The organism is Micromonospora sp. NPDC005087, from assembly GCF_042872965.1.
Taxonomy (GTDB): domain Bacteria; phylum Actinomycetota; class Actinomycetes; order Mycobacteriales; family Micromonosporaceae; genus Micromonospora.
Window position 1 is genome coordinate 26,959 of the sequence record NZ_JBIALB010000014.1, and the last position, 23,077, is coordinate 50,035.

General features: G+C 73.4%; 24 protein-coding genes and 1 pseudogene. 7 read left to right on the top strand and 18 right to left on the bottom strand.

Annotation, left to right across the window (positions count from 1 at the left end):
• Positions 1–25: 25 nt before the first annotated feature.
• From ACFYPS_RS26930 to ACFYPS_RS26955, 6 genes are all read right to left on the bottom strand, one after another.
• Entirely contained in the window at positions 26–1,600 is a 1,575-nt protein-coding gene (locus ACFYPS_RS26930; RefSeq protein WP_354966629.1) for an FMN-binding glutamate synthase family protein, read from the bottom strand.
• A 61-nt stretch (positions 1,601–1,661) separates the two neighbouring features.
• A complete protein-coding gene (locus tag ACFYPS_RS26935; RefSeq protein ID WP_354966628.1) occupies positions 1,662–2,075 on the bottom strand; it encodes a VOC family protein in 414 nt (137 codons plus the stop codon).
• A gap of 141 nt (positions 2,076–2,216) precedes the next feature.
• Entirely contained in the window at positions 2,217–3,347 is a 1,131-nt protein-coding gene (locus ACFYPS_RS26940; RefSeq protein ID WP_354966627.1) for an N-acetylmuramoyl-L-alanine amidase, read from the bottom strand.
• 155 nt (positions 3,348–3,502) lie between these two features.
• The gene (locus ACFYPS_RS26945; protein ID WP_387328037.1) at positions 3,503–4,120 is read right to left on the bottom strand and encodes a response regulator; all 618 of its coding nucleotides are present in this window, start codon (positions 4,118–4,120) and stop codon (positions 3,503–3,505) included.
• A 53-nt stretch (positions 4,121–4,173) separates the two neighbouring features.
• Positions 4,174–5,295: a histidine kinase gene (locus ACFYPS_RS26950; protein WP_354966625.1), complete on the bottom strand. Its 1,122-nt coding sequence runs from the start codon at positions 5,293–5,295 to the stop codon at positions 4,174–4,176.
• A gap of 85 nt (positions 5,296–5,380) precedes the next feature.
• Entirely contained in the window at positions 5,381–5,974 is a 594-nt protein-coding gene (locus ACFYPS_RS26955) for a hypothetical protein (RefSeq protein ID WP_387327870.1), read from the bottom strand.
• Positions 5,975–6,265: 291 nt separating this feature from the next.
• On the opposite strand from ACFYPS_RS26955, the pseudogene ACFYPS_RS26960 reads away from it, so the two are divergent.
• The 3 genes and pseudogenes from ACFYPS_RS26960 to ACFYPS_RS26970 all read left to right on the top strand — a co-directional run bounded on the left by ACFYPS_RS26960 (position 6,266) and on the right by ACFYPS_RS26970 (position 9,664).
• A pseudogene (locus ACFYPS_RS26960) lies at positions 6,266–7,179 on the top strand (SPFH domain-containing protein).
• 45 nt (positions 7,180–7,224) lie between these two features.
• Positions 7,225–8,160 carry a hypothetical protein gene (locus tag ACFYPS_RS26965; RefSeq protein WP_354966622.1) on the top strand — a complete coding sequence of 312 codons (936 nt, stop codon included), beginning with the start codon at positions 7,225–7,227 and terminating at the stop codon, positions 8,158–8,160.
• Between the two features lie 208 nt (positions 8,161–8,368).
• Positions 8,369–9,664 (top strand): MFS transporter, encoded by a 1,296-nt coding sequence (locus ACFYPS_RS26970; protein WP_354966621.1) that lies wholly within the window; start codon positions 8,369–8,371, stop codon positions 9,662–9,664.
• A 60-nt stretch (positions 9,665–9,724) separates the two neighbouring features.
• On the opposite strand, the gene ACFYPS_RS26975 is transcribed toward ACFYPS_RS26970, so the two are convergent.
• The 6 genes from ACFYPS_RS26975 to ACFYPS_RS27000 all read right to left on the bottom strand — a co-directional run bounded on the left by ACFYPS_RS26975 (position 9,725) and on the right by ACFYPS_RS27000 (position 13,930).
• Positions 9,725–10,111, bottom strand: coding sequence for a VOC family protein (locus ACFYPS_RS26975; RefSeq protein WP_387327874.1), 387 nt, complete (start codon positions 10,109–10,111; stop codon positions 9,725–9,727).
• Positions 10,112–10,257: 146 nt separating this feature from the next.
• Positions 10,258–10,677: a YchJ family protein gene (locus tag ACFYPS_RS26980; RefSeq protein ID WP_387327877.1), complete on the bottom strand. Its 420-nt coding sequence runs from the start codon at positions 10,675–10,677 to the stop codon at positions 10,258–10,260.
• Positions 10,678–10,724: 47 nt separating this feature from the next.
• Positions 10,725–11,492, bottom strand: coding sequence for an SGNH/GDSL hydrolase family protein (locus tag ACFYPS_RS26985; RefSeq protein ID WP_387328040.1), 768 nt, complete (start codon positions 11,490–11,492; stop codon positions 10,725–10,727).
• 38 nt (positions 11,493–11,530) lie between these two features.
• Positions 11,531–12,637, bottom strand: coding sequence for a magnesium and cobalt transport protein CorA (locus ACFYPS_RS26990; protein ID WP_387327880.1), 1,107 nt, complete (start codon positions 12,635–12,637; stop codon positions 11,531–11,533).
• Between the two features lie 107 nt (positions 12,638–12,744).
• Positions 12,745–13,311, bottom strand: a complete 567-nt coding sequence (locus tag ACFYPS_RS26995) for a class F sortase (protein ID WP_387328043.1) — start codon at positions 13,309–13,311, stop codon at positions 12,745–12,747.
• A gap of 133 nt (positions 13,312–13,444) precedes the next feature.
• Positions 13,445–13,930, bottom strand: coding sequence for a hypothetical protein (locus ACFYPS_RS27000; RefSeq protein ID WP_387327883.1), 486 nt, complete (start codon positions 13,928–13,930; stop codon positions 13,445–13,447).
• A 345-nt stretch (positions 13,931–14,275) separates the two neighbouring features.
• Here ACFYPS_RS27000 and ACFYPS_RS27005 point away from each other — a divergent pair, with 345 nt between their 5' ends.
• From ACFYPS_RS27005 to rnhA, 3 genes are all read left to right on the top strand, one after another.
• Positions 14,276–15,547, top strand: coding sequence for an MFS transporter (locus ACFYPS_RS27005; protein ID WP_387327886.1), 1,272 nt, complete (start codon positions 14,276–14,278; stop codon positions 15,545–15,547).
• A gap of 60 nt (positions 15,548–15,607) precedes the next feature.
• Positions 15,608–16,900: a lycopene cyclase family protein gene (locus ACFYPS_RS27010; protein WP_387327888.1), complete on the top strand. Its 1,293-nt coding sequence runs from the start codon at positions 15,608–15,610 to the stop codon at positions 16,898–16,900.
• A gap of 157 nt (positions 16,901–17,057) precedes the next feature.
• Positions 17,058–17,534: a ribonuclease HI gene (rnhA, locus tag ACFYPS_RS27015; protein WP_354966613.1), complete on the top strand. Its 477-nt coding sequence runs from the start codon at positions 17,058–17,060 to the stop codon at positions 17,532–17,534.
• Between the two features lie 18 nt (positions 17,535–17,552).
• Here rnhA and ACFYPS_RS27020 read toward each other — a convergent pair whose 3' ends face one another.
• The 5 genes from ACFYPS_RS27020 to ACFYPS_RS27040 form a co-directional block, all read right to left on the bottom strand.
• Positions 17,553–17,789 (bottom strand): preprotein translocase YidC, encoded by a 237-nt coding sequence (locus tag ACFYPS_RS27020; RefSeq protein ID WP_354966612.1) that lies wholly within the window; start codon positions 17,787–17,789, stop codon positions 17,553–17,555.
• A gap of 39 nt (positions 17,790–17,828) precedes the next feature.
• On the bottom strand, positions 17,829–18,035 hold the full coding sequence (locus tag ACFYPS_RS27025) for a hypothetical protein (RefSeq protein ID WP_387327891.1): 207 nt from the start codon (positions 18,033–18,035) through the stop codon (positions 17,829–17,831).
• Positions 18,036–18,054: 19 nt separating this feature from the next.
• A complete protein-coding gene (locus tag ACFYPS_RS27030) occupies positions 18,055–18,951 on the bottom strand; it encodes a pentapeptide repeat-containing protein (protein ID WP_354966610.1) in 897 nt (298 codons plus the stop codon).
• Between the two features lie 74 nt (positions 18,952–19,025).
• Positions 19,026–20,126 carry a DUF5919 domain-containing protein gene (locus ACFYPS_RS27035; protein ID WP_354966609.1) on the bottom strand — a complete coding sequence of 367 codons (1,101 nt, stop codon included), beginning with the start codon at positions 20,124–20,126 and terminating at the stop codon, positions 19,026–19,028.
• 123 nt (positions 20,127–20,249) lie between these two features.
• Positions 20,250–21,056: an SDR family oxidoreductase gene (locus ACFYPS_RS27040; RefSeq protein ID WP_387327895.1), complete on the bottom strand. Its 807-nt coding sequence runs from the start codon at positions 21,054–21,056 to the stop codon at positions 20,250–20,252.
• A gap of 72 nt (positions 21,057–21,128) precedes the next feature.
• Between ACFYPS_RS27040 and ACFYPS_RS27045 the strand changes: the two genes are divergently transcribed.
• Positions 21,129–22,547 (top strand): RtcB family protein, encoded by a 1,419-nt coding sequence (locus ACFYPS_RS27045; RefSeq protein WP_354966607.1) that lies wholly within the window; start codon positions 21,129–21,131, stop codon positions 22,545–22,547.
• Between the two features lie 39 nt (positions 22,548–22,586).
• Here the strand turns inward: ACFYPS_RS27045 and ACFYPS_RS27050 are convergent, their stop codons facing one another.
• Entirely contained in the window at positions 22,587–23,015 is a 429-nt protein-coding gene (locus ACFYPS_RS27050) for an archease (RefSeq protein ID WP_354966606.1), read from the bottom strand.
• Between the last annotated feature and the right edge of the window lie 62 nt (positions 23,016–23,077).

Consider the following 23,077-nt stretch of genomic DNA (forward strand, 5'->3'; position numbering starts at 1 on the left):
TCCAGGGGTTATCGGCGAGCGCCGGTCAGCCGACGGCGGTGGGGGAGGGCGTCGCGCTGCCGCCCTGCGGCGCCTCGGGTGCCATCAGCCGGACGATCTCCGCCCGGTCGGCCGGCGAGGGCAGGCCCCACTCCGGCCGGTAGCCGTACACCTCGTGCAGGGGAGTGGAGCCGGTGCGGCCGTCCAGGATCTCCACCGCGTCGGTGCCGATCAGGCCGGGGTGCTCCACGCCGCACGCCTCGGCGACCTTCACCAGGTCCCGGCGCAGCGTCCGCAGGTAGTTGGCCGCGCGCACCGACTTCAGCGTCGGGTCCAGCCCCCGGGCCAGCCAGGCGTTCTGGGTCGCCACGCCGGTGGGGCAGGTGTCGGTGTGGCACTTCTGCGCCTGGATGCAGCCGATCGACAGCATCGCCTCCCGACCCACGTTGACCAGGTCGCAGCCGAGCGCGAAGGCCACGATGGCGTTGTCCGGCAGGCCGAGCTTGCCGCCGCCGACGAAGACCACCTGCTCGTGCAGGTCGTGTTTGGCGAAGACCTTGTACACCCGGGAGAAGCCCTGCTGGAACGGGAGCGACACCGAGTCCGTGAAGATCAGCGGCGCGGCGCCGGTGCCACCCTCGCCGCCGTCGATCGTCACGAAGTCGACGCCCCGGCCGGTGTCCCGCATCAGGGTGGCCAGCTCCTGCCAGAAGCCCAGGTCGCCGACCGCCGACTTGATGCCGACCGGCAGGCCCGTCTCGGCGGCCAGCAGCTCCACCCAGTCGAGCAGGCTGTCGCAGTCGGAGAACTCGGCGTGTCGGGAGGGGCTGACGCAGTCCTGACCGGCCGCAATGCCCCGGGTGGCGGCGATCTCGGCGGACACCTTCGCGCCGGGGAGCAGCCCGCCGAGGCTGGGCTTTGCGCCCTGGCTCAGCTTGATCTCCAGCGCTTTCACCGGCGCGCTGGCGACCAGATCCTTCAACCGGTCCAGGCTGAACCGGCCGTGCACGTCCCGGCAGCCGAAATACGCCGTACCGAGCTGGAAGACCAGCTCACCACCGTGGCGGTGGTACGGCGACAGGCCACCCTCGCCGGTGTTCTGAAGGCAGCCGGCGAGTGCGGCACCCCTGTTCAGCGCCGCGACGGCGTTGCCGGAGAGCGAGCCGAAGCTCATCCCGGAGATGTTGACCACCGACTCCGGTCGGAACGCGCGGGCCCGCCCCCGGGCCGCGCCGAGCACCTTGGCGCAGGGCAGTCGCACGTCCTGCCCGGCGGCCGGCGTCGACGGCGGCACGGCCCGGCCGAAGGTACGGTGCTTGATGATCGGATAGCCGGGGGTGTACTCGATGTCGTTGTCCGTGCCGAAGCCGAAGTAGTTGTTCTGCTGCTTCGCCGACGCGTACACCCAGCGGCGCTGGTCCCGGGTGAACGGCCGCTCCTCGTTGTTGCCGGCCACGATGTACTGCCGAAGCTCCGGCCCGACCGCCTCCAACAGGTATCGGGCCCGCCCGAGCACCGGGAAGTTGCGCAGCAGCGCGTGGTCGCGCTGGATCAGGTCCCGCGCGGCGAGCGCGGCGACGGCAGCGGCGACGGCGGGTACGGCTCGACGGGCCCATCTCATGCCCGCCACTCTTTCCGCCCGCGCTGTCGGCCAAACCGGCTGACCGGCGACGGTGCGCTGGTCAGGCCTGCGGTTGGGTGATGTTGACCATCCAGTGGATGCCGTACGGGTCGACGCACTGGCCGTACTCGTCGCCCCACATCTGCTTCTCCAGCGGGATGGTCACCGACCCGCTCGAGGAGAGCTGAGCCCAGTAGCCGCGCAGTTCGTCGGCGTTGTCGCCGCCGAGGCTGATCGCGATGTTGGTGCCGGGCACATGGTTCATCCCGGGCGCGGTGTCCGACGCCATCAGGGTGAACCCGTTGGGTGACTCCAGCCGCGCGTGCATGATCTGGTCGGACAGGCCCGGCTCCGTGCTGCCGAACTCGCCGAAGGTGTTCATCGTCAGGTCGCCGCCGAACACGCGGTGGTAGAACTCCATCGCCGCGCGGGCGGTGCCGGGGAAGTTCAGGTACGGATTGAGTCGTGTCTGCACAGCGCCCTCCTTGGTCCTGGTCAGCGTCATCGTCGCAGACCGGGGGAGGGCGACCAACGAGGCGCGCCCACGTTTGCGCTGGTTGCCGGGCCCGGCGGCGGCACGGGTTCGCGCCCGCGCCGCCGCCGGTGCTCCGGAGGATCAGCGGTGCCGGAACGACTGGCGGACATTTCCGCCGACGATCGTGCACCACGTGCTCGTGCTGAGCTTGCCGTTGCGCGGCAGCCCGTGCAGCGCCTGCAGGTCCTTCACGGCGTCCCGGGTCGCGTGGTCGTACGCGCCGGTGACGGTGACGGCGTACCCCTTGGTGAAGAGCATCTCCTGCACCGCGGTCACCGGCAGGCCGCTGGCGTGCTGGTCCAGTTCGGGCACCAGGGTCTCCCAGGTCGGCGTGGTGAGCGTGGCATCCACGTCAACCGGGATGCCGTTGCGGGCCTGCCAGTCCTGCACGGCGGTCACGGTCGCGGCGTCGAAGGTGCCGCTGACGGTCACCGGGTAGCCGCGGAAGGCGAGCAGGTACTGCACCACCCGGACCGACGGGGAGTTGACGAAGCGCCACAGGTCGGGCCAGCGGCGCGCCGGAACGTCGGCCAGATCGGTGCCGAGGGCGGCGAACACCCGCCGGCGCAGCGCCGGGAACTCGCGGTAGAAGGCGGCGCCGGGGCACTGCGTGGTGCGGAAGTCCCAGTGGCCGAAGATGTCGTGCGCGTGCAGCCCGTACTGCCGGCAGACGGCGACGCAGAGCTTGACCAGCGAGTCGGTCAGCGCCTTCGGCGGCGTCTCGGTGACGTAGGTGCCCTCGTTCTCGATCCCGATGGCCCGGCCGTTCTCGCCCGGGCAGTGCGCCGAGATCATCTGCCGGTCGCCGGCTTCGAGGCGTTCCAGGCTGCCCCGCCGACCCTCCAGCACGTAGCCACCCCGGCTCACCGTGAAGTGCTGGCCGGTGTCGGACCAGCCGTTGCCGTCCATGTGCAGGTCCTGGCAGTCGTGGGCCAGCTTGACCGCCTGCTCCTGGGAGTAGTCGGTGACGTTCGGGAACGCCATGTGGTGCACGATGATCTTGTTGGTGGCGATGGCGCTGACCGACAGCGGGTCCTTCGGCGGGCGAGCCGCCCACTCGTCGCAGCTGATGATCCAGTCCAGGTCGGTGCCGGGGGCGGCCTGCGCGGCGCCCGGGAAGGCGAGTTCGCTCCCGACCACGGCGACCGTGGCCGCGCCGAGACCGGCCCGCAGCAGCGTCCGGCGGTCCACTTCGGAAGGGTCGACGTGCATGTTGTCTCCTCCTGCGGCCGGCGGTGAATGAAAAGTAGCTCCAATGGCCGCACGTTCTCCGGAGGATATTGCCAAAACTCGTCCGCGCGCTAGAGGTTCACCACCCCACGTCATCGCTCGGACCAACCCACTCGTGATGCGCACACCGGTGCGGCTCAGTTCTCGCCGGCGGTGATCAGGCCGGTCTCATAGGCGCAGATCACCGCCTGGGCACGGTCGCGCAGGCCGAGCTTGGTCAGCACGTTGCTGACGTGGGTCTTCACGGTGTGCTCGCTCACCATCAGGGTCTGGGCGATCGTCGCGTTGGACAGACCTCGGCCCAGCAGGTGCAGGGTCTCCCGTTCGCGGGTGGTGAGCACGTTGAGGCGGGCGTCGGGCGCGTCGGCCAGCCGGGTCGCACCGGGCCGGTGGCGGGCGGTGATGTCGGCGATGATCTGCCGAGTCACCGAGGGGGCCAGCAGCGAATCGCCGGAGGCCACGACCCGGACGGCGTGGACGAGGTCGTCGCGGCGCACGTCCTTGAGCAGGAAGCCGCTGGCACCGGCATAGAGCGCTTCGTAGATGTAATCGTCCTGGTCGAATGTGGTCAGCATGATCACTCGGCTGCCGGTGTCCGCGCAGATGCGACGGGCGGCCTCGATACCGTCCATCGTCGGCATTCGGATGTCCAGGAGTGCCACATCCGGCCGGTACTCCTGAACGGCGGTCACGGCCGCCTCGCCGTCACCGGCTTCGGCGACGACGGTAATGTCCGGCTGGGCGTCAAGGATCATGGCGAACCCGCTGCGCACAAGCTCCTGGTCGTCCGCGATCACCACCCGAATCGTCACGCCGGGAACGGTAGCCGAACCCCGACTGTGAACCCACGTCCACCTGCGTCCGGCCCGATTCTCGCCGTACCGCCGCAGGCGGTCGCGCGTTCCCGGATGCCGATGAGGCCGTGTCCGCCGCCCGGGCCGCCGGTTCCGGCACCGTCGTCGGTCACGGTGATCGTGAGGGCCTCGGGCGACCAGCCGAGGTGTACGTCGACCCTGCTGGCCGCCGCGTGCTTGACGGCATTGGTCAGGGCCTCCTGCACGATGCGGTACGCGGCCAGCTCCACGTCGGCCGACACCGGGCGCGGCTCGCCGGTCACCCGCAGGCTGGCCACCGGGACACCGTCGATCAGTGGCGGCAGCTGGGCCAGGGTGGGCTGCGGGCCGCGGGGTCCGGCCTCCGAGCGCAGCAGGCCGAGCATGCCGCGCAGCTGCACCATGGCGTCGCGGCCGGCGGCGGCGATCGCGTCGAACGCGGCCTCGGCCCGGTGCGGGGCCGTGCGCACCGCAACCGGCCCGGCCTCGGCCTGCACGATCATGAGGCTCACCGCGTGGGACAGCACGTCGTGCATCTCCCGGGCGATTCGGGCCCGCTCGCGCGCGGCGGCCCGATCGGCCTCGAACTCGCGCTCGCGCTCGGCCCGAAGTGCCCGGTCCTCCAGGGCGGTCGCGCGCTCCTGGCGGGCGTGGCTGAGCCGACCCAGGACGTACGCGGTGAAGAAGACCAGGAACGTGTAGAAGTACTCGCTCACGCGGTTCGTGTTGAACGCCACTCCTGCCGCCACACCGGGGAAGGTCGCGGCGAGTGCGCCCCAGCGCTGCCGGCGACCGCCGATTGCGGCGACCGTGTAGAGCGCGACCAACCCGCCGTACGCGAGGGGCTGCCCTGGCGCGTCCACCGCCTTGCCCGCGATCGTGGCCAGCGCGACCACCACCAACACGGTGAACGGCACCCGTCTGCGCCAGATCAGCGGGATCGCCGTACCCGCGGTGAGCAGGTACGCCAGCAGCCCCGGTGTGCCACCCGGCCGGGGAAGCACGAACGGCAGTGACACCGCGACGAGGACGAACACGGTGATCGCCGCATCCACCACGTACGGATTGGTGGTGCGTACGAAGCGGGCGAGCGACATCGCGACAGTATGCATAACCGCCGACCCCCTCCCCAGGTGCAACCGATCCCCCCGCGGCCGGGGGGATCGGTTCCGGACTCTCCGCTCAGGCGAGAGCGGGCACCGGGTTCGCCGGGGTGGCGGCGGTGGTGCCGCGGGCCAGCGGGAGGAAGGAGACCAGCAACAGGACCGCGCCCAGCGGAATCAGGTCCTTGTCGATGAACGGCGTAGCGAGGTCGGCCAGCACCAGGCCCGGCGTCCACAGCTTGACCCGGCGCTGCACGGCGAGCAGGACGACCAGCACGAGCTGGCCGAGGTAGAAGGCGTAGGGCCCGAAGTCGTAGGCCAGCTGCGAGACACCCGGCAGAGTGCGTACCTGGTGGACGATCATGCTCATGCCGTAGTTGTCGGTGGCCAGAAAGCCGGCTGCGATGTCGATCGAGAACTGGGTGATCAGCGCCAGCGCGCCGAGGGTGCCGGCCGTGGCGCTCAGCGTCGCCAGGACCCGGCCGCCAGCCATGCGACGCATCTGCCAGAACGCGGAGATGAACGCGATGAGTGCGCCGATGAATGCGAGGTGCCCGATGGTCCAGGCCGGGCCGGGACCACGAATGCCGTCCAGGCCGTCGACGAGACGGATGATCCCGTAGCCCATGACCAGGACCGGCGCGGCGATGAAAGCAGGGCGGCGGAACTTCATTGTGGTGTCTCCTCGGGGTGTTTGCGCCGTGTGTTCAACGTGATCGAGCCTGCCGTTTCGCCGCCCCGATGGGATCGCTCCGCCGGGCGATCTTGCCCGCACCCGGCACCTCCCTCGCACGCATGAGCGCCTCCCCCGCGCGGGCGAGACGCCGGGCTCCGCGCGGCACGCGTTCGCGAGCACTTCACCCACGATCCCGCTCGCCGCGTGTTGCGATCGGGGCCGCATGGCGGGGAGCGGAACGGGTACCCGGCGCTCCGGGAGGTGGGCGCCTCCGGGGAGCGGGATGTCATGGGAGCCGCCGTCGTTGGCCTGGTCATCGTCGTCGTGGTCGTGCTGCTGGCGTTGGCACTCAGCCTCCGTCAGGTGCAGCAGTACCAACGCGGCATCGTGTTCCGGTTCGGTCGGGTGCTGGAACGGGTCCGTCAGCCGGGCCTGCAACTGATCGTCCCGATCGCCGACCGGATGGCGCGGGTCAGCCTGCAGACCACCGTGATCGGCGTACCGGCACAGGGCGCGATAACCCGGGACAACGTCACGCTCACCGTCGACGCGGTCGTCTACTACCGGGTGGTGGACCCGGTGAAGGCGCTGGTGAACGTGCACGACTATCCCTCGGCGGTGCTCCAGGTCGCGCAGACCGCGCTGCGTTCGGTGATCGGCCGGGCCGACCTGGACACCGTGCTGGGAGACCGGGAGCGGGTCAACGCCGAGCTGAAGTCCGTCATCGACGCGCCCACGGAGAAGCCGTGGGGGCTGCTCATCGAGCGGGTGGAGGTCAAGGACGTCTCGCTGCCCGAAGGGATGAAACGGTCGATGTCCCGGCAGGCCGAGGCGGAACGGGAACGCCGGGCCCGGGTGATCGCCGCGGACGGCGAGTTCCAGGCGTCGCGGCGCCTGGCCGACGCGTCCCGGGCGATGGAGGCCACACCCGGCGCGTACCAGCTACGCCTGTTGCAGACCGTGGTGGACGTGGCGGCCGAGAAGAACAGCACCCTGGTCATGCCGTTCCCGGTCGAGCTGCTGCGCTTCTTCGACCAGATGGCACCACACGCAGCGGGGCCGGGCCAGCCGGTGACACCCGCGACGCCGGATCTGGGGCCGGTGACGGAGGGGGTTGCCGCCGCCGCCGAGGAGGGCGACGACCACCCCGGGACGCCGCAGCGCTGAGCGGCCGGCGTTTCCGCGCGCGTCGGCGGGGGTAGGTCGGGGGCCGACCGTCCCGGCTGCCCCGCGTGGAGGAAAACCCGATGAGTGACAACGTCAGCGACGCGGTGGGCGACGCCCTCCGTTCGGTGATGCTCTTCCTGCCCAAGGCCGTCGCCTTCCTGGCGATCCTGGTGGCGGGATGGCTGATCGCCAAGGCCGTGCTGAAGATCGTCGAGAAGGTGCTGGAACGGGTGGGCTTCGACCGCGCAGTCGAGCGCGGCGGCGTCCGCCGGGCACTGAGCCGCTCCCGGTACGACGCCAGCGACATCGTGGCGAAGCTCGTCTACTACGCGGTGCTGCTGCTCACCCTTCAACTCGCTTTCGGCATCTGGGGCCCGAACCCGATCTCCGACCTGATCGCCGCGGTGGTGTCCTGGTTGCCCCGCGCCTTCGTCGCGATCGTCATCGTCGTGGTCGCCGCCGCCATCGCCAACGCCGTCAAGGACATCATCAGTGGCGCGCTCGGCGGGTTGTCGTACGGTCGGGTGCTGGCCGGCATCGCCTCGGTGTTCATCCTCGGCCTCGGTGTCATCGCCGCGCTGAACCAGGTCGGCGTGGCCACCGCGGTCACCACTCCCGTGCTGATCGCCGTGCTGGCCACCGTCGGCGGCATCCTCGTCGTCGGGGTCGGTGGCGGCCTGATCCGTCCCATGCAGAGCCGCTGGGAGTCGTGGCTGAGCCGCGCGGAGCAGGAGTCGCAGCTGATCGCCACGCACGCCCGCGCCTACCGGGCCGGCCGCCGGGACGCCGAGGCCGAACTGGCCTGGCAGGCGACCCCCAGCACCGACCCGGAGGCCACCCAGGTGGTCGCCCGCCCGGTCGACCCGGACGCCACCCAGGTGGTGCGTCCCGCAGCCGACCCGGAGGCTACCCAGGTGGTGAGCGCCGGCGCCGATCGCGTGGTGCCCGACCAGCGCGCCAGCGACGACAGCGAGGCGACCACGGTCATTCCGCCGGTCGACCCGAACCGTCGCTGACGCGGTACCGGACGGCGGGGCGGGGTCCGCGAGGTCCCGCCCCGCCTCGCGTCGTCCGGCGTGCCGAAAGCGCTGGCCGGCGCCGCGAGGCGGGTCTAGCATCTCCGACATGACCTGGCGACATTGATCCAACGCTGTAGGCCGATCCCGTGGGCCACCACGGGCACCGCACGTCCGGTGTCCGTCTCCACTCCCACGGGAAGGCCTCATGACCCGCATCGCCGCACGCGTGCCCGACCCGCCGGTCCGCCGGCTGACGACCACCCTCTACGGGTACGCGTTCCTCAGCGACCTCGTCCTGCTCTACCCGGTGTACGCGCTGCTCTTCGCCGACACCGGGCTGTCGGTGGGGCAGATCTCCTCGCTCTTCGTCATCTGGTCGGCCGCCGGCATCCTGTTCGAGGTGCCCTCCGGCGCCTGGGCCGACACGGTGTCCCGCCGGCTGCTGCTGCGCCTCGCTCCGCTGGTCACCGCCGCCGCGTACGCCCTCTGGGTCCTGGTCCCGTCGTACCCGGCGTTCGCGGTCGGGTTCCTGCTCTGGGGCGCCGGTGGCGCGCTGGTCTCCGGCGCCCTGGAGGCGCTGGTCTGGACCGAACTGGACCGGCTCGGCGCGGTCGGCCGGTATCCGCGGGTGCTCGGTCGTGCCCGGACGGCGGGTGTGCTGGGCGTGCTGGTCTCCGGGGTGCTCGCCGGCCCGGTGCTCGCCGTCGGCGGCTACCCGGCGGTCGGTGTGGGCAGCGTGCTCGCCTGTCTGCTCGCCGCCGCTGTCGCCGGCCGCTTCCCGGAGCACCGCACACCGCCGACCGCGCCCGCCGTGGCCGGGGAGGCCGACCCGGAATCACCGTCGGGTGTGCACGACAGCGATCCGGGTTGGTGGGACACGCTGCGGGCGGGGGTGACACAGGTCCGTACGCATCCGCCGGTGCGGGCCGCCGTGCTGCTGGTCGCGGTGGTGGCCGCCGACTGGGGCGCCCTCGACGAGTACACCCCGTTGCTGGCCCTGGACACCGGCGTCGGGGCGCAGGTCGTGCCGCTGCTGCTCCTGCTGCTCTGGGCCGGGGTGACCACCGGCGGACTGCTCGCTCCGGCGGGGGAGCGGCTGGGCGCGCTCGGCTACGCCGCACTGCTGGTCGTCGTCGCCGGTGCGCTGGCCGGGGGAGCGCTCATCGCGCACCCGGCCGGGTTCGTGCTGCTCGCGGTGGCGTTCGGGGCCGCGCAACTGGCCACCGTGTTGGCCGACGCGCGGCTCCAGGCGCGGATCACCGGGAACAGCCGCGCCACCGTCACCTCGCTGGCCGGGATGGCCACCGACGTGCTGGTCATCGTGACCTACGTCGGCTATGGCCTCGTCGCCACGGCGGCGGGCAACGCGGTGGCGTTCGCGGTGGCGGCCGGGCCGTACCTCATCGTGGCGCTGGTGCTGGTGGCCCACCGCCGGCGTCGCGCGGCCAGCGTGGGCGCGCGCGGCGGCGTCGCGGCGGTCGGCGCACCCGGCCCGGAGTGACCGGGGCGACGTGCGGCACGAGCCCGGCGGCGGTCGCGCCGATCGCCGTCGGACCCGGGTTCAACCCTGCATGTGCAGGAACGACCACTGGTGGCCGTCGAGGTCCCGAAAGCCGCGCATGTACCGCCCGCCATTGGTGGTCCCCGGCCCGAGCGACTCCCCGCCTGCCACCGCCGCCCGGTCGACCAGCTCGTCGACCTGCTCCCGACTCTCGGTCGTCACCCCCACGATGACCTCACGGCTGCTCTCCGTGTCCGTCACGGTGAGCCCCGTGTACTCCTCGAAGGCCGAGCGGAGGTGCAGCATCAGCCGGGTGCCGTCGGAGATGGTGAACGCCTGGCTGTCCCCATCCAGCTCGGCCTGCTCGCTGGTGAAGCCGAGCGACCGATAGAACTCGGCGGCGGTGGTCAGGTCACGCACCGGCAGATTGATGAAGGTCATGGTCATCCGTGGTCTCCGTCCGACTCCAGCGGAGCCGCCGCCACGTCGCTGACCGGGCCCCGTACACCGCGCGGACCTGCTCGTACGGTGAGGTGCGGCGCAGAACCAGGGCCACCATCATCCTACGACCGAACCGGCCGTCCGGGCGGTCGTCAGGACTGTTCGCCGGCGAGGTAGACCCACCGGCCGTCCTCGCGGACGAACCGGCTGCGTTCGGTCAGCGTGCCCGGGCGCCCCGCCGCCCGGTGGTGGGCGTGGAAGGTCACCGTGCCGGCGGTGTCGAGCAGGCCGCCCCGCTCGGTCTCGACGACCTCCAGCCGGGTCCACCGCTGCCCCGGGTCCAGCTCCAGCCGCTCCGGGCGGGTCGAGGAGTGCCAGCTCCGCAGCAGGTAGCCGCTGTCGCCGACGGCGAAGGCGCTGAACCGGGAGCGCATCAACGCCTCGGCGGTCGGCGCCTGCGCCACACCCCGGTGTAGCGGCGCGCAGCAGTCGGCGTACGCCTGACCGGAGCCGCACGGGCAGGCCCGTCCCGTCGTCGCGTCCGCCCGCCGGCGCCCCGCACCCTTGCCCACGTCGCCATCCTGCCGCACCACCTGCCGGCCCCGGGCACCGCCCGTCGTCAGTCCAGCGACACCGGCAGCGGCACCGGCCGCTTCGCGACCCGGTCGTCGCCCGAGGACCGGCCGCGCAGGTGCCGGGCCAGCCAGGGCAGCAGGTGCCGTCGGCTCCACGCCAGCTCCGCGCCGAACACCTCGCCCCGCCGACGCCGTGGCGGCGGCGGCAACGGCCGCGTCCAGGAGTCGTCGAACCCGGGCAGACCCGCCGTGTACGCCAGCGCGGCGGCGATCCGTTCATGCCCGGCGCTGTTGGCGTGCAGCCGGTCGTCGCTCCACAGCCGGGGATCGGAGGAGACCGGGTGGGCGCCCAGGTCGAGCAGGGTGGCGCCGGTCCGCGCGGTGGCGGCCCGCAGCGCCTCGTTGAGGGCCAGCATCCGACCCCGCAGCGGCCGGGCCAGCGGCATCACCGGCGCCGGGTCCGGCATCGTGAACGTCAGCACGGTGGCACCCTGCCCGACCAGCGCCCGCTGCATCGCCGCGACATCCTCAGCGACCTTGTCGGCGTCGAACGAGGGGCGCAGCACGTCGTTCATGCCGGCGACCACGGTGGCCAGGTCGGGGGCCAGATCGAGGGCGGGCTGGAGCTGCTCGGCGCGGATCCGCGCGGTGGTCCGGCCACGGATCGCCAGGTTCGCGTACTCCAGGCCGCCCTGGGCGCGGGCCACCGCCAGGGCGAACCGGTCGGCCCAGCCCCGGTAGCCGCCAGCGCCGTCCGGGTCGTCGAGCCCCTCGGTGGTGCTGTCGCCGATCGCCACGTACCGCTGCCACATCACCGCGCGAGGTTAGCCGACGGCGGTGGACGGGGAGTTCACAGCCAGCCCGAGCGCCGGAACAGCCGGTACAGGGCGAGGGCGGCCACCGCCATCAGGGCGAGCGCGCCCGCGTAGCCGTAGCGCCAGGCCAGCTCCGGCATGTGGTCGAAGTTCATGCCGTACACGCCGGCGATGCCGGTCTGGGTGGCCGCGATGGCCGCCCACGCGGCGATCTTGCGCATGTCGTTGTTCTGCTCCACGGCGAGCTGCGCCAGCCGGGACTGGACGATCGAGGTGAGCAGGTCGTCGTACGCGGCCACCCGGTCCACCGCCCGGCCCAACCGGCCGTCCACGTCGACGAACCAGCGGTGCAGGGCGCGCGGCGGCCCGTCCGGGCCCGGGTCGAGCAGCGAACGCAGGGGTGCCTGCAACGGCAGCACCGCCCGCTTGAACTCCACCACCTCCCGCTTGAGCTGGTAGATGTGCTGGATGTTGGCGGAGCGGTCACGGGCGAACACCGACTCCTCGACGCGTTCCAGGTCCCGCTCCACGTGCCCGGCCACCTCCAGGTAGGAGTCGACCATCCGAGCGCAGACCGCGTACGCCACCGCCCACGGTCCCGCGGCCAGCAGCGCCGGCCGGCGCTCGATGTCGGCACGGACGCTGCGCAGCGCCCCGGCGGCCCCGTGCCGCACCGTGAGGGCGAACCGGTCCCCCAGCAGCACCATCACGTCCCCGGTGTCGATCACCTCGGAGGTGTCGGTCAGCTCGTCGTGCTCCACGTACCCGGCGGTGCGCAGCACCAGCAGGGTGACCGGCCCGTGGCGCTGCACGGTGGGCCGGTGCCCGTCAGCGAGCGCCTGCTCGACGGTCAGCTCGTCGAGCCCGAAGGTCCGGCCCACCGCGGCGAGCACCGCCGGCCCGGGCTCGTGCAGCCCCAGCCAGACGAAGGCGTCGCGGCCGCGCCGGGCGTGGGCGTACGCGTCGGCGTAGTGCGGGCGGCCGGGCTCGCGCCGGCCGTTGACGTAGACGGCGCAGTCGACCACGGCGTCCGGGTTGGACCGGCGCGGAGCGGGCGACCGGTCCTCGACCCGACCGAGGAGCCGACGGGTCAGGGCGCGTACGCCTCGGCCGGCCCGGTCCCGTACGGAATGCTGATCCACCGCGTGCCTCCCCGTCGCCGGCGCACCGCTCCACGATGCCCGCAGGGGATGGTGCCACCGCATTCTGCCGAGCGGGGTCCGGCTCCCGACAGCCGGGCGGGCCGGGCTCAGGCCGTGCGGGTGGCGAAGACGACGATGTTGTCCACGTAGTTGCCGGTCCCGGTGTCGAACCGGCCGCCGCAGGTGATCAGGCGCAGCCCGGCGATGTCCGCCGGACCGTAGACCAGCGTGGTGGGGAAGTGCTCCTTGGGGTACGACCGCACACCGTCCACGGTGTACGTAGTGACGCGCGCGTCGGCGCGGGTGATCTGGATCTCCTGGCCGGTGCTTAGGCGGCCGAGATCGAAGAAGACCGCCGGCCCGGCCGGGGAGTCGACGTGTCCCACCAGGACGGCGTTGCCGGTCTCACCCGGGCTGACCCCGTGCCGGTACCAGCCGGCGAGGGCCGGCCGGTCCAGTGGCGGCACCTCCAGCACCCCGGCTGCGTCCGCGCCGACGGGGACGACCTCGGCGCGTACGCCGATGGCCGGGATCTGCACCCGGACGGGCGCGGCGCGGGGCAGCGGCGCCAGGTCCGGTGCGGCGTGGGTGCGGGTCGGCGCGTCGGCCGGCGGCCGGGGCGGCCGCGGCGGGTCGGCGGTGACGCCGGCGGTGATCAGCCCCAGCCCGCTCATGGCGAGCAGGGCGACCACGGCCGGTAGGGTCCGCCGTCTCCACACGTGCCGACCTCCGTACGGGATCGTCGGGGTGCCCGCGCCGGTGACACCGGTGCGGGCACCCGTCCTCAGGGATGGAGCGGGTCGCCGATCAGGCGACGGCGGACACCGGACGGCGCCGGCGGAACAGGATCACCGCGCCGGCGAGGGCGGTGCCGAGCAGCGTGCCGCCGGCGGCGAGGGCACCGTTGTCGCGGTTGCCGCCGCCGGATCCGGCGGGCGCGCCGCCGATCGGGGTCACGGTGAACGCGGCGCTGCCGGCCGAGCTGCCGTCGCCGCAGGTGGCCGCCACGGTGTACGTACCGAGGGTGAACCCGGCGGTGAAGAGTTCGGCGCTGAGCCCGCCGCCGGCCGCGGCGGTGGTGGATCGGACGTTCTGGTCGCGGTTGGGGCCGGTGACGCGGAAGATGGCGTCGCCCGATTTCGGGTTGCAGGTCGTCGCGGTGAGCACGACGGTCCCACCGACCGGGGTGGTGGCTGGTGACACGGTGGTGTCGGCCAGTGCGGCGCCCGGCAGCAGGAGCGTGCCGAGGCCCACGCCGAGCGCTGCCGAACAGAGTGCTGTTGAGACCTTCATACGCGTCTTCCCTCACTTTTCGTCCGCTGACTGCGTGGGACGTCGTTCGGGTGGCCAACTCCGTGACTAGCACCGGTGTGCCCAACACTAGGTGCGTTGGGACCTCGATCCGGTGAAAATGAGAAATCCTCGTTGCCGTCACGTGTCCACCCGAAGGCGGGGAGAGCTGCGGAAAGGCCCGCACGGCCGGACCGGCACCGCTGATCCGGTCGATGTCCGTCCGGCCGGGCTGTCACGGGTGGGCCGATGGCGAGGTATTGCCGGCGACGGCGGTAATGCACCACCCGGCCGGCGGCCCAGCCGGCCCGCTCCGCCGGGGCCGGCTCGCTGGTAGGTTCCGTGCCCGTGACACGGGACAGGGACGCCGGACTCGGCACGCGGTTCGCCCGGCTGTGGGCGGCCAGCACCCTCTCCGCCCTGGGCAGCGGCCTGGCCACCGTCGCCGCGCCGCTCTTCGTCGCCTCGCGGACGACCGACCCGCTCGTGGTGGCTGCGGCGTCCGCCGTGGCCTGGCTGCCCTGGTTGCTCTTCGCGCTGCCCGGCGGGGTGCTGGTGGACCGGATGGACCGGCGCCGCCTGATGATCGTCATCGACCTGGTGCGAGTGGTAGCGCTGGCCGTGCTGGCCGCGGCGATCATGACCGGTACAGCCGGCGTGGCGCTGCTGTACGTGGTGCTGTTCGTCGTCAACACCGGCGAGATCGTGTTCCGTGCGGCCGGCCAGGCCGTGCTGCCGAGCGTGGTGCCCCGGCACCGCCTGGAGCGGGCCAACGGCTGGCTCGGCGGCGGCACCACCCTCATGCACGGCATGCTCGCCGGACCGCTGGGCGGTCTCCTGTTCGTGCTCGCGGCGAGCAGCCCGTTCCTGGTCAACGCCGTCACGTACGCCCTCAGCGCGGTGCTGGTGGCGCTCATCGGAGGCGATTTCCGGGCCGCCGCCACCGACGTGAGCGCACGCCGTACCCGCTCGATGCGGGGGGAGATCGTCGAAGGGCTGCGCTGGCTGGCCCATCAGCGGCTGCTCCGGACGATGGCCGTGCTGATCGGCCTGCTCAACGTGACCCTGACCGCCGCGCTGGCGGTGCTGGTGCTGCTCGCCGACGAGCGACTGCGGCTCGGGTCCGTCGGCTACGGGCTGCTGTTCACCTGCATGGCCTTCGGCGGGGTGCTCGGCGCGCTCCTCGGCGATCGGCTCATCGCCTGGTCCGGCGCCACCTGGACGATCCGGATCGGCCTGCTGATCGAGGCGGGGCTGCACCTGGCGCTGGCGGGCTCCCGCAGCACGGTCGTGGTCGGCTTCGCGCTCTTCGCCTTCGGCGTACACAGCGCACTGTGGAACATCGTGGCGAACTCGCTGCGCCAACGGCTCACCCCGCCGGAGTTGCAGGGCCGGGTGGCCAGCACCACGCTCTTCGTGGCGGCGGGTGGCAACTGCGTGGGCGCCCTGCTCGGTGGTCTGCTCGCCGCCCGGTTCGGCATCACCGCGCCGTACTGGGTCGGCCTGGCGGTGGCGATCGGCGTCTCCGCCGCCACCTGGCGGGTCTTCACCCGCGCGACGGTGGCCCGCGCCTACGCCGACCCGCCCCCGGCCGTACCCGATCCCGCCCGGGTGGGCTGAGGACGCGCCGCGTCGGTGGCGGCGGGTGGTGGGGCAGAGCGGTGTGGCAGCGTGGGGCGGGTGACCGGATCCGCGCCGCTGGACGTCGACCTCGCGCTGCTCGGCGGCGGCGGCGCCGCGTCGCTGCTGCTCGCCGCGCTGGACCGGCACGGCGTCCGCGACCTGCGGATCGCGGTCGTCGACCCGGTGCGCCGGCGCGGCCAGGACCGCACCTGGGCGTTCTGGGGCCACCCGGACGATGACCTGGACCCGCTGCTCAGCGCGAGCTGGCAGCAGGTCGAGGTGGTCACGCCGGCGCGGCGTCGGGTGCTCGACCTGGCCCCGCTGCGGTACGCCATGCTCCGCTCCGGCCCGGTCTACGACCGGGCTGCCGAGGCCGAGCGCCGCCTCGGCGCCACCCGGATCGTCGCGCCCGCCGGGACGGTCGTCGACGACGGCACCCGGGTGGTGGTGCGCACCGGCGGCGGGCCCACCGTACGGGCCGGCTGGGTGCTCGACTCCCGTCCCCGCCCACCGGCTCGACCTGGGCGCACCACCTGGTTGCAGCACTTCCGGGGGTGGTGGCTCGAAGCCGACCGGCCGGTGTTCGACCCGGCGCGGGCGGTGCTGATGGACTTCCGCACCCCGCAGCCAACCCGGGGCGTCTCGTTCGGGTACGTGCTCCCGGTGAGCGACCGCTACGCCCTGGTCGAGTACACCGAGTTCTCGCCGGCCCTGCTCACCGGTTCCGGGTACGACACGGCGCTGGCCGGCTACCGGGACCTGCTCGGGCTCGATCCGGCCGGGCTGCGGGTGCGTGAGGTGGAGAACGGGGTGATCCCGATGACCGACGCGCCGTTCCCGGCCCGGCCCTCACCCCGGGTGGTGCGCCTCGGCACGGCCGGCGGCGCGACCCGCCCCTCCACCGGCTTCACGTTCTCCGCGATGTACCGCCAGGCCGACCAGGTGGCCCGTGCCCTCGCAGCCGGGCGGCCGCCGGTGCCCGCGCCGGCGTACCCCCGCCGGCACCGCTGGATGGACGCGGTCGCGCTGCGCGCGCTGGACCGGGGCGGGGTCGGTGGCCCGGACTTCTTCGACCGGCTCTTCGACCGCAACCCGGCCGAGCGGGTGCTGCGCTTCCTCGACGGCGTGACCACCCCCGCCGAGGAGGTCGCCGTGATGAACTCCACCCGGCTGCTGCCGATGATCGCGGCCACCGCCGGCGACGCGGCGGACCGCGTCCGCGACCGGCTGCGCCCGACCCGACCCGCCCCGGCCATCCCGGCGGCCGTGGTGGGCGTCCCGCCCGCCGGCGGAGCCGGCGATGCCGGGCCGGATGGCGCCGGCTCGGAGCCCGGCGCGCCGCCCCGCTGACCGGGCGGATCAGCGCTCGGCGTCCCAGTTCCCGCCCATGGTGATCGACTCTGGCAGACCGGGCCGGGGCGACGCGCGGGATTTTCGACCGGCGACACCCGGCGTGGCGGCCACCCGAGCGCGGGTCGCGGCGTCGCAGCCCGGTAGGTTGCTCGCCATGGTGGACGCGGCGGCCGGCAGAGGTGTGCAGATCTGGACCGACGGGGCGTGCAGCGGAAACCCCGGACCGGGCGGCTGGGGCGCCCTGCTGCGCTACGGCGACCACGAGCGGGAGCTGTGCGGCGGCGAGGCCAGTCCGACCACCAACAACCGGATGGAGCTGATGGCGGCCATCCAGGCTTTGGAGAGCCTGAACCGGCCGGTAACCGTCGAGCTGCACACCGACAGCACGTACGTGCGCAACGGCATCACCAGCTGGCTGGCGTCCTGGAAGCGCAACGGCTGGCTGACCGCCGCGAAGCAGCCGGTGAAGAACGCCGACCTGTGGCAGCGGCTGGAGGCCGCCTGCGAGCGGCACCAGGTCACCTGGCTGTGGGTCAAGGGGCACAACGGTCACCCGGAGAACGAGCGGGCCGACGGGCTGGCCAACAAGGGCATGACCGAGGCGCGGGCGGCCGCGCTGGCCAGCCGCTGACTCCGCGCTGAGCCCGCGTCAGCGGGTCGCGTCCGGGTGCCCGGGCATGCTGGACCCACCGCCGCTGCTGCCGGAGGAGCCCCCGGCGACACCCGAGTTGTCGTCCTCGGTCACGATGTCCGGCCGTACGTCGGTGCCGTCCGGCGGCGGGACCTCGGTGTCCGCCTCGACCTGCACCAACCGGGCCTGGCCGGCCTCGTCCTCGCTGTGCTGCGGGTCGCTCGGCAGCTCACCGTCGCGCTTTCGGAAACCCACGCCGTGCCCCCCGTCGGTGCCGTTCCGCGTCGGCGGTGGCTACCCGGCGTCGTCGCCGACGAAACCTCGCCCGCTGGCGCTGACCGCCGGTGTGATCGTCTCGGCCGGCGGCGGGGCGGACGGCAGCCGCAGCGTCCCGCGGCGGCTGACCGCCACGACCAGGGCCAGCGCCAGCGCGCCGCTGCCCGCAGTGCCCGGTCCACGCTGGCTTCCGCGAGTTGACCGGAGGCTGACCGCGACGCGCACCCGATCGGGCTGGCGTCGCCTATCGGCGCCGGCCGCGGCGGGCGGGCGCCGCGGCCTGGTGCGGTCGGCGGACCGGCGTCAGCGACAGCGCCGTCCAGTGCGCCGGCCGGGTGAGCGTCGCCGGCAGCCCGGTGCGCGCGTCACCGCGAGCGGCGTCCAGCTGGGCCTGGTGCAGGAAGAGGGTGGCCCGCAGGTCCGCGCCGCGTAGGTCGGCGCCGCGCAGGTCGGCGCCCGTGACGTCGGCCAGGCCCAGGTCGACACCGCGCAGGTCGGCGCCGATCAGCAACGCCCCGCGCAGGTTGGCCCGGCGCAGGTCCATTCCGCGCAGATCCGCCCCCAGCAGCTGCGCGCCACGGCGGTCGAGGCCTGGGGCGCCGCCCCGGGATCGGGCCGCTTCCCCGGCCCGCGAGAGCAACGGGTTGACCCGGTCTCGGTGCGCGGCCACATCCACCGCGCGCAGCTGCGCCGGCTCGCCCCCGATGAGCGCCGACATCTCGGCGCGGGCGCGCTCCAGCTCGACGCGCAGCTCGGCCGGCGGGCGCAGCGCCAACGCCTCGGTCAGGTACCAGAGCAGCTCGTGCAGCGGACGCAGCACGGTGAACGCCGCAGCCATCTCCGGCAGCATCTGCGGCGCGTCCCGCCAGTCCCGCCCACCGAAGGTCACCTGGGCGACCTGCTGGCCGGCGCCGAAGCAGTCGAACACCGTGCAGCCGGGAAACCCGCGCTCCCGCAGCTCGGTGTGGATGCCGCAGCGGTGGTCGGGACGCAGGTTGGCGCAGGGTTGACCGGCCGGCTTGTCGACGGCGAAATCCGCCGAGGCGGCGAAGGCGGGCACCACGCAGCACAGCCCGAAGCAGCGCCCACAGTCGGCGCGCAGCTGCGTCGGCCCGGGCGGGGGAGCGGGGCTGGGCGACACGCGGACGGTCCTCCTGGCGATCGGGCACGGCAGCCACCATTGTCCCGCGCGCCGTCCCGACCGGCCGGGTGGGGTCACCGTCCGTGCGTGTCACCGGTCGCCGCGGAGCGGGGCGCGGGGGTGCGCGGACCGGCCGGCTGCTGCGGCGCCAACCGGCGGATCGCCCGCTCCCCGTTGCCGGGCCCGTACTTCTGGTCGAACTGCCGGACCACGGTGGCGACCGGCGTACGGTCTCCGTCGGCTGGCTCGGCCAGGGTGAACACCTCCGGCGCCGCCCCGGGTGCCCGTGGCGGCAGCGCGGCCCGCACGGTCAGCGGCCGGGCCAACCGGAACGCGTGGCAGTCGACGTAGTGCTGCCCGTCCACCGTCACGTAGGGCACCTGCACCTCGACCACGTCCGAGTCGTCGTGGCGCAGAGTGACCGTCACCGACCAGTACCGCTCCAAATCCAAGGTCGCCTGCTCGTGCTCCCACAGCTCCTCGAACCGGGCGTGCACGAATCCGCCCCACGGGCTGTCCATGTCCACCTCGAGCTGGGGCACGTTGAACGACAGCTTCCCGATCGGGAAGAACGAGATCAGCGCGCGACCGTCCCACTGGTAGAGCTGGATCGACGGGGAGGCGTCGTAGAGCCGGACCTGTAACCGGTGCCGCAGCCGGGGCTCGAGGGCGTCCGAGAAGGCGGCCAGGTGGCGCAGGTTGGTGCGGATCTGCCGCGGCACGTTCACCCGCTGCCGCTCCAGTTCCTCGGAGCGCTGCTGGGCGGCGGTGCAGTCCGGGTCGAGCAGGAGCAGCTGCACCTGGGAGCCGTTGGCCAGCGCCGCGCGTACCGCCGCCAGGGTCTCCTCCCGGTGCCGCTGCTCCAGCAGGATGGTCCAGGTGTCGAGGATCCGTACCCGGCGGCCGGCGCGGTGCAGCCGCGCCACGAAGGCCTGCTGGTCGAAGCTCAGGTGCTCCTGCACCCGCGCCTTGCGGGCCTCCTCGAACAGCGGATCGAAGATGACGTAGGAGATGGCCGCGAGCACCACGCTGGCGCCCAGGTTGAGCAGCAGGTCGCTGAGGAAGCCGGTGCTGCGCCAGGCGGCCAGCAGCATCAGGGCGGCGATCCCGAGCAGCGCCCCACCGACCACGAAGGCGCGTCGTTGCCGGCCGCCCCGGCCAGCCCACTCGGGCATCCGGTCCCCCTCCGTCGTCGACCGGCTTCACCGCCGCCGCTGATCACCGGAAGGGGGAAGGATACGTGCCCGGTTTGCCGCTCGCTGTCCCGTTCGCGACCGGCGGTGTTTTCCGCTGGGGGGTCAGACCGAGCGCCAGTCGTTCGACGTCAGGCTGTTGGCCTGCGGGCCCATCAGCAGCATGCCCCCGTCGACCGGCCAGGACGCCCCGGTGACGTAGCTGGCGGCGGGGGAAGCGAGCAGTGCGACCACGGCGGCGACCTCCCGGGCGTCGCCCGGCCGCCCCACCGGTACGCCGGGCCGCTCCTGGGTGAACGGGTCGATGTCCTCCTGACCGGTCATCGGCGTGGCGATCTCGCCCGGGGCGACCGCGTTGACGGTGATCCCGTCGGCGGCCAACTCCTGTGCCATCACCCCGGTCAACAGCCCCAGCCCACCCTTGGCGGCACAGTACGCGGCAGAGCCGACCCGGGGCGCGTGCTCGTGCACGCTGGTGATGTTGATGATCCGCCCGCCGTTCCCGGCGGCCCGCATCCGCCGGGCGGCGCGCTGCGCGCACAGGAAGGGCGCCTCCAGGTCGACCGACAGCACCTCCCGCCACTGTTCCCAGGAGGTGTCGACGAACGGGGTCGACGCGCCGGTGCCCGCGTTGTTGACCAGAACCCCGATGCCGCCCAGCCGGTCGGCCAGCTCGTCCACGACCGCCGCGGCCTCCGGCAGCCGGGTCAGGTCGACCTCGGCGACCTCGCAGCGCCGCCCGGTGGCCCGGACCTCGGTGGCGGTCCGCTCGGCGCCGTCGGGGTCGCCGTACCAGGTGATACCGATCTCGAAGCCGGCCTCGGCCAGGGCGACCGCGCAGGCCTTGCCGATGCCGGAGTCCGCGCCGGTGACGACCGCGATTCTCGGGTAGTTCTCGTACCGCTGGGGCATGCTCCCGCACTACCCGGACCGGACGGGCGCCAACCGGGTGTACGAGTGCGCGTGGCGGGTAGCCGTCCGGGCATGGAGCTGGTCCAGGAGTCGCCGTACCGGTTCCGGATCGACCGCGAGGCGCCGATGCGGGTGCCCGGGGTCGTGTTCGCCATGCCGGAGCTGCTGCCCGACGTCGGTGCCGACCGGTCGCTGGACCAGGTGGCGAACGTGGCCACCCTGCCTGGCATTGTCGACGCGTCGTACGCCATGCCGGACGTGCACTGGGGTTACGGCTTCCCGATCGGTGGCGTCGCGGCCACCGACGTCGCCGCGGGCGGTGTGGTCTCGCCCGGCGGGGTGGGTTTCGACATCTCCTGCGGGGTCCGGCTGCTCACCGCCGAGCTGGACCGGGCGGAGCTACCCCGGATCATCGACGCGCTGATGAACGGTCTGGACCCGGCCATTCCGCGTGGCATGGGCCGGGGCTCGGTCTGGCAGCTCGCGGACCGCGCCGAGCTGGACGCGGTGCTGCGCGGTGGCTCCCGGTACGCCGTCGAGCAGGGGCACGGGGTGCCCCGGGACCTGGCCCGCTGTGAGGACGGCGGCGCGGTGACCGACGCCGATCCGGCGCAGGTCGGCGAGCGGGCCGTGCAGCGCGGGCAGGGCCAGGTCGGCAGCCTCGGCTCCGGCAACCACTTCCTTGAGGTGCAGGCCGTCGAGGAGGTGTACGACGAGCCGGTCGCCGCGGCGTTCGGGCTGCGCCAGGGGCAGGTCTGCGTGATGATCCACTGTGGCTCGCGCGGGCTGGGCCACCAGATCTGCACCGACTACGTACGGATCATGGAGGGGGTGATGCCCCGGCACGGCATCGAGGTGCCGGACCGGCAGCTGGCCTGCGCGCCGGTCGATTCGCCGGAGGGACGGGCCTACCTGGGCGCGATGGCCGCAGCGGCGAACTACGCGCGGGCCAACCGGCAACTGCTCACCGAGGCGGCCCGCCGGGTCTTCAGCCGGGTCGCCGGGACCGACCTGGACCTGGTCTACGACGTGTCGCACAACCTCGCCAAGATCGAGGATCACGAGCGGGACGGCGGCACCCGGCAGCTCTGCGTGCACCGCAAGGGCGCCACCCGCGCGCTGCCGCCCGGCCACCCGGACCTCCCTGCCGACCTGCGCGACGCGGGACAGCCGGTGCTGATTCCCGGCTCGATGGGCACCTCGTCGTACGTGCTCACCGGCGTCGCCGGCAACCCGGCCTTCGCGTCCACCTGTCACGGCGCCGGCCGTACCCGCAGCCGTGGCGAGGCCACCCGCGCCGCCCGGGGCCAGGACGTGCGGCGCGACCTGGCGGCGCGGGGCGTGGCCGTACGCGGCGCGTCCTGGAAGGGGCTGGCCGAGGAGATGCCGGAGGCGTACAAGGACGTGTCGGCGGTGGTGGAAGCGGCCCGGGGCGCGGGCCTGTGCCGGCTTGTCGCCCGGCTCACGCCGCTCGGCGTGGTCAAGGGCTGACCGGGCCGGGCTGACCCGCGGCTGCGCGCCCGCCGACGCTCACACGTCCAGGGTCACCGCGCACGACCAGCCGGCGTCGTCCGGGCCGACGCGCAGCGCGTGCAGCGACACCGCCTTCGGCACCGCGCCGACCAGCTCCACCGCGTCGGTGCTGGTCGACCGCCAGCGGGCCAGCAGGCCACCGGCCCCGGTCGACCGCACGTCGCAGTCCAGCGGCAGGGTGCCCTCGGTGTCCAGCCGGAAGATCACCTCGTCCAGCAGGCCGACCAGCAGGTCCTCATCGTCACCGGGCGGCAGCTCGAACTCGGTGTCCGCCTCCGCCCGGGCGCCGCTGATGTCCGCGAACGTCTCGACCAGCGCGGCGACCGCCTCGGCCAGGCACCCCTCCCGGTCCGGCGCCCACGCCTCGATCCGTACGTCGGCGGTGTGCGGGACGCTCCGGTGCCCCCGCTGCGTCGAGCGCTGCATGCCTCCGATCATGCCGGCCCGTCGACACGTCCGCCCCAGATCCGCCCCGGTCCCATGGGACC

What these genes read in the sequence shown, in the direction of transcription:
- ACFYPS_RS26930 (WP_354966629.1), bottom strand. Translation starts at nt 1,600, where the DNA reads ATGAGATGGGCCCGTCGAGCCGTACCCGCCGTCGCCGCTGCCGTCGCC.
- ACFYPS_RS26940 (WP_354966627.1), bottom strand. Translation starts at nt 3,347, where the DNA reads ATGCACGTCGACCCTTCCGAAGTGGACCGCCGGACGCTGCTGCGGGCC.
- ACFYPS_RS26945 (WP_387328037.1), bottom strand. Translation starts at nt 4,120, where the DNA reads ATGATCCTTGACGCCCAGCCGGACATTACCGTCGTCGCCGAAGCCGGT.
- ACFYPS_RS26950 (WP_354966625.1), bottom strand. Translation starts at nt 5,295, where the DNA reads ATGTCGCTCGCCCGCTTCGTACGCACCACCAATCCGTACGTGGTGGAT.
- ACFYPS_RS26955 (WP_387327870.1), bottom strand. Translation starts at nt 5,974, where the DNA reads ATGAAGTTCCGCCGCCCTGCTTTCATCGCCGCGCCGGTCCTGGTCATG.
- ACFYPS_RS26965 (WP_354966622.1), top strand. Translation starts at nt 7,225, where the DNA reads ATGAGTGACAACGTCAGCGACGCGGTGGGCGACGCCCTCCGTTCGGTG.
- ACFYPS_RS26970 (WP_354966621.1), top strand. Translation starts at nt 8,369, where the DNA reads ATGACCCGCATCGCCGCACGCGTGCCCGACCCGCCGGTCCGCCGGCTG.
- ACFYPS_RS26975 (WP_387327874.1), bottom strand. Translation starts at nt 10,111, where the DNA reads ATGACCATGACCTTCATCAATCTGCCGGTGCGTGACCTGACCACCGCC.
- ACFYPS_RS26985 (WP_387328040.1), bottom strand. Translation starts at nt 11,492, where the DNA reads ATGTGGCAGCGGTACGTGGCGATCGGCGACAGCACCACCGAGGGGCTC.
- ACFYPS_RS26995 (WP_387328043.1), bottom strand. Translation starts at nt 13,311, where the DNA reads ATGAGCGGGCTGGGGCTGATCACCGCCGGCGTCACCGCCGACCCGCCG.
- ACFYPS_RS27000 (WP_387327883.1), bottom strand. Translation starts at nt 13,930, where the DNA reads ATGAAGGTCTCAACAGCACTCTGTTCGGCAGCGCTCGGCGTGGGCCTC.
- rnhA (WP_354966613.1), top strand. Translation starts at nt 17,058, where the DNA reads ATGGTGGACGCGGCGGCCGGCAGAGGTGTGCAGATCTGGACCGACGGG.
- ACFYPS_RS27035 (WP_354966609.1), bottom strand. Translation starts at nt 20,126, where the DNA reads ATGCCCGAGTGGGCTGGCCGGGGCGGCCGGCAACGACGCGCCTTCGTG.
- ACFYPS_RS27040 (WP_387327895.1), bottom strand. Translation starts at nt 21,056, where the DNA reads ATGCCCCAGCGGTACGAGAACTACCCGAGAATCGCGGTCGTCACCGGC.
- ACFYPS_RS27045 (WP_354966607.1), top strand. Translation starts at nt 21,129, where the DNA reads ATGGAGCTGGTCCAGGAGTCGCCGTACCGGTTCCGGATCGACCGCGAG.
- ACFYPS_RS27050 (WP_354966606.1), bottom strand. Translation starts at nt 23,015, where the DNA reads ATGCAGCGCTCGACGCAGCGGGGGCACCGGAGCGTCCCGCACACCGCC.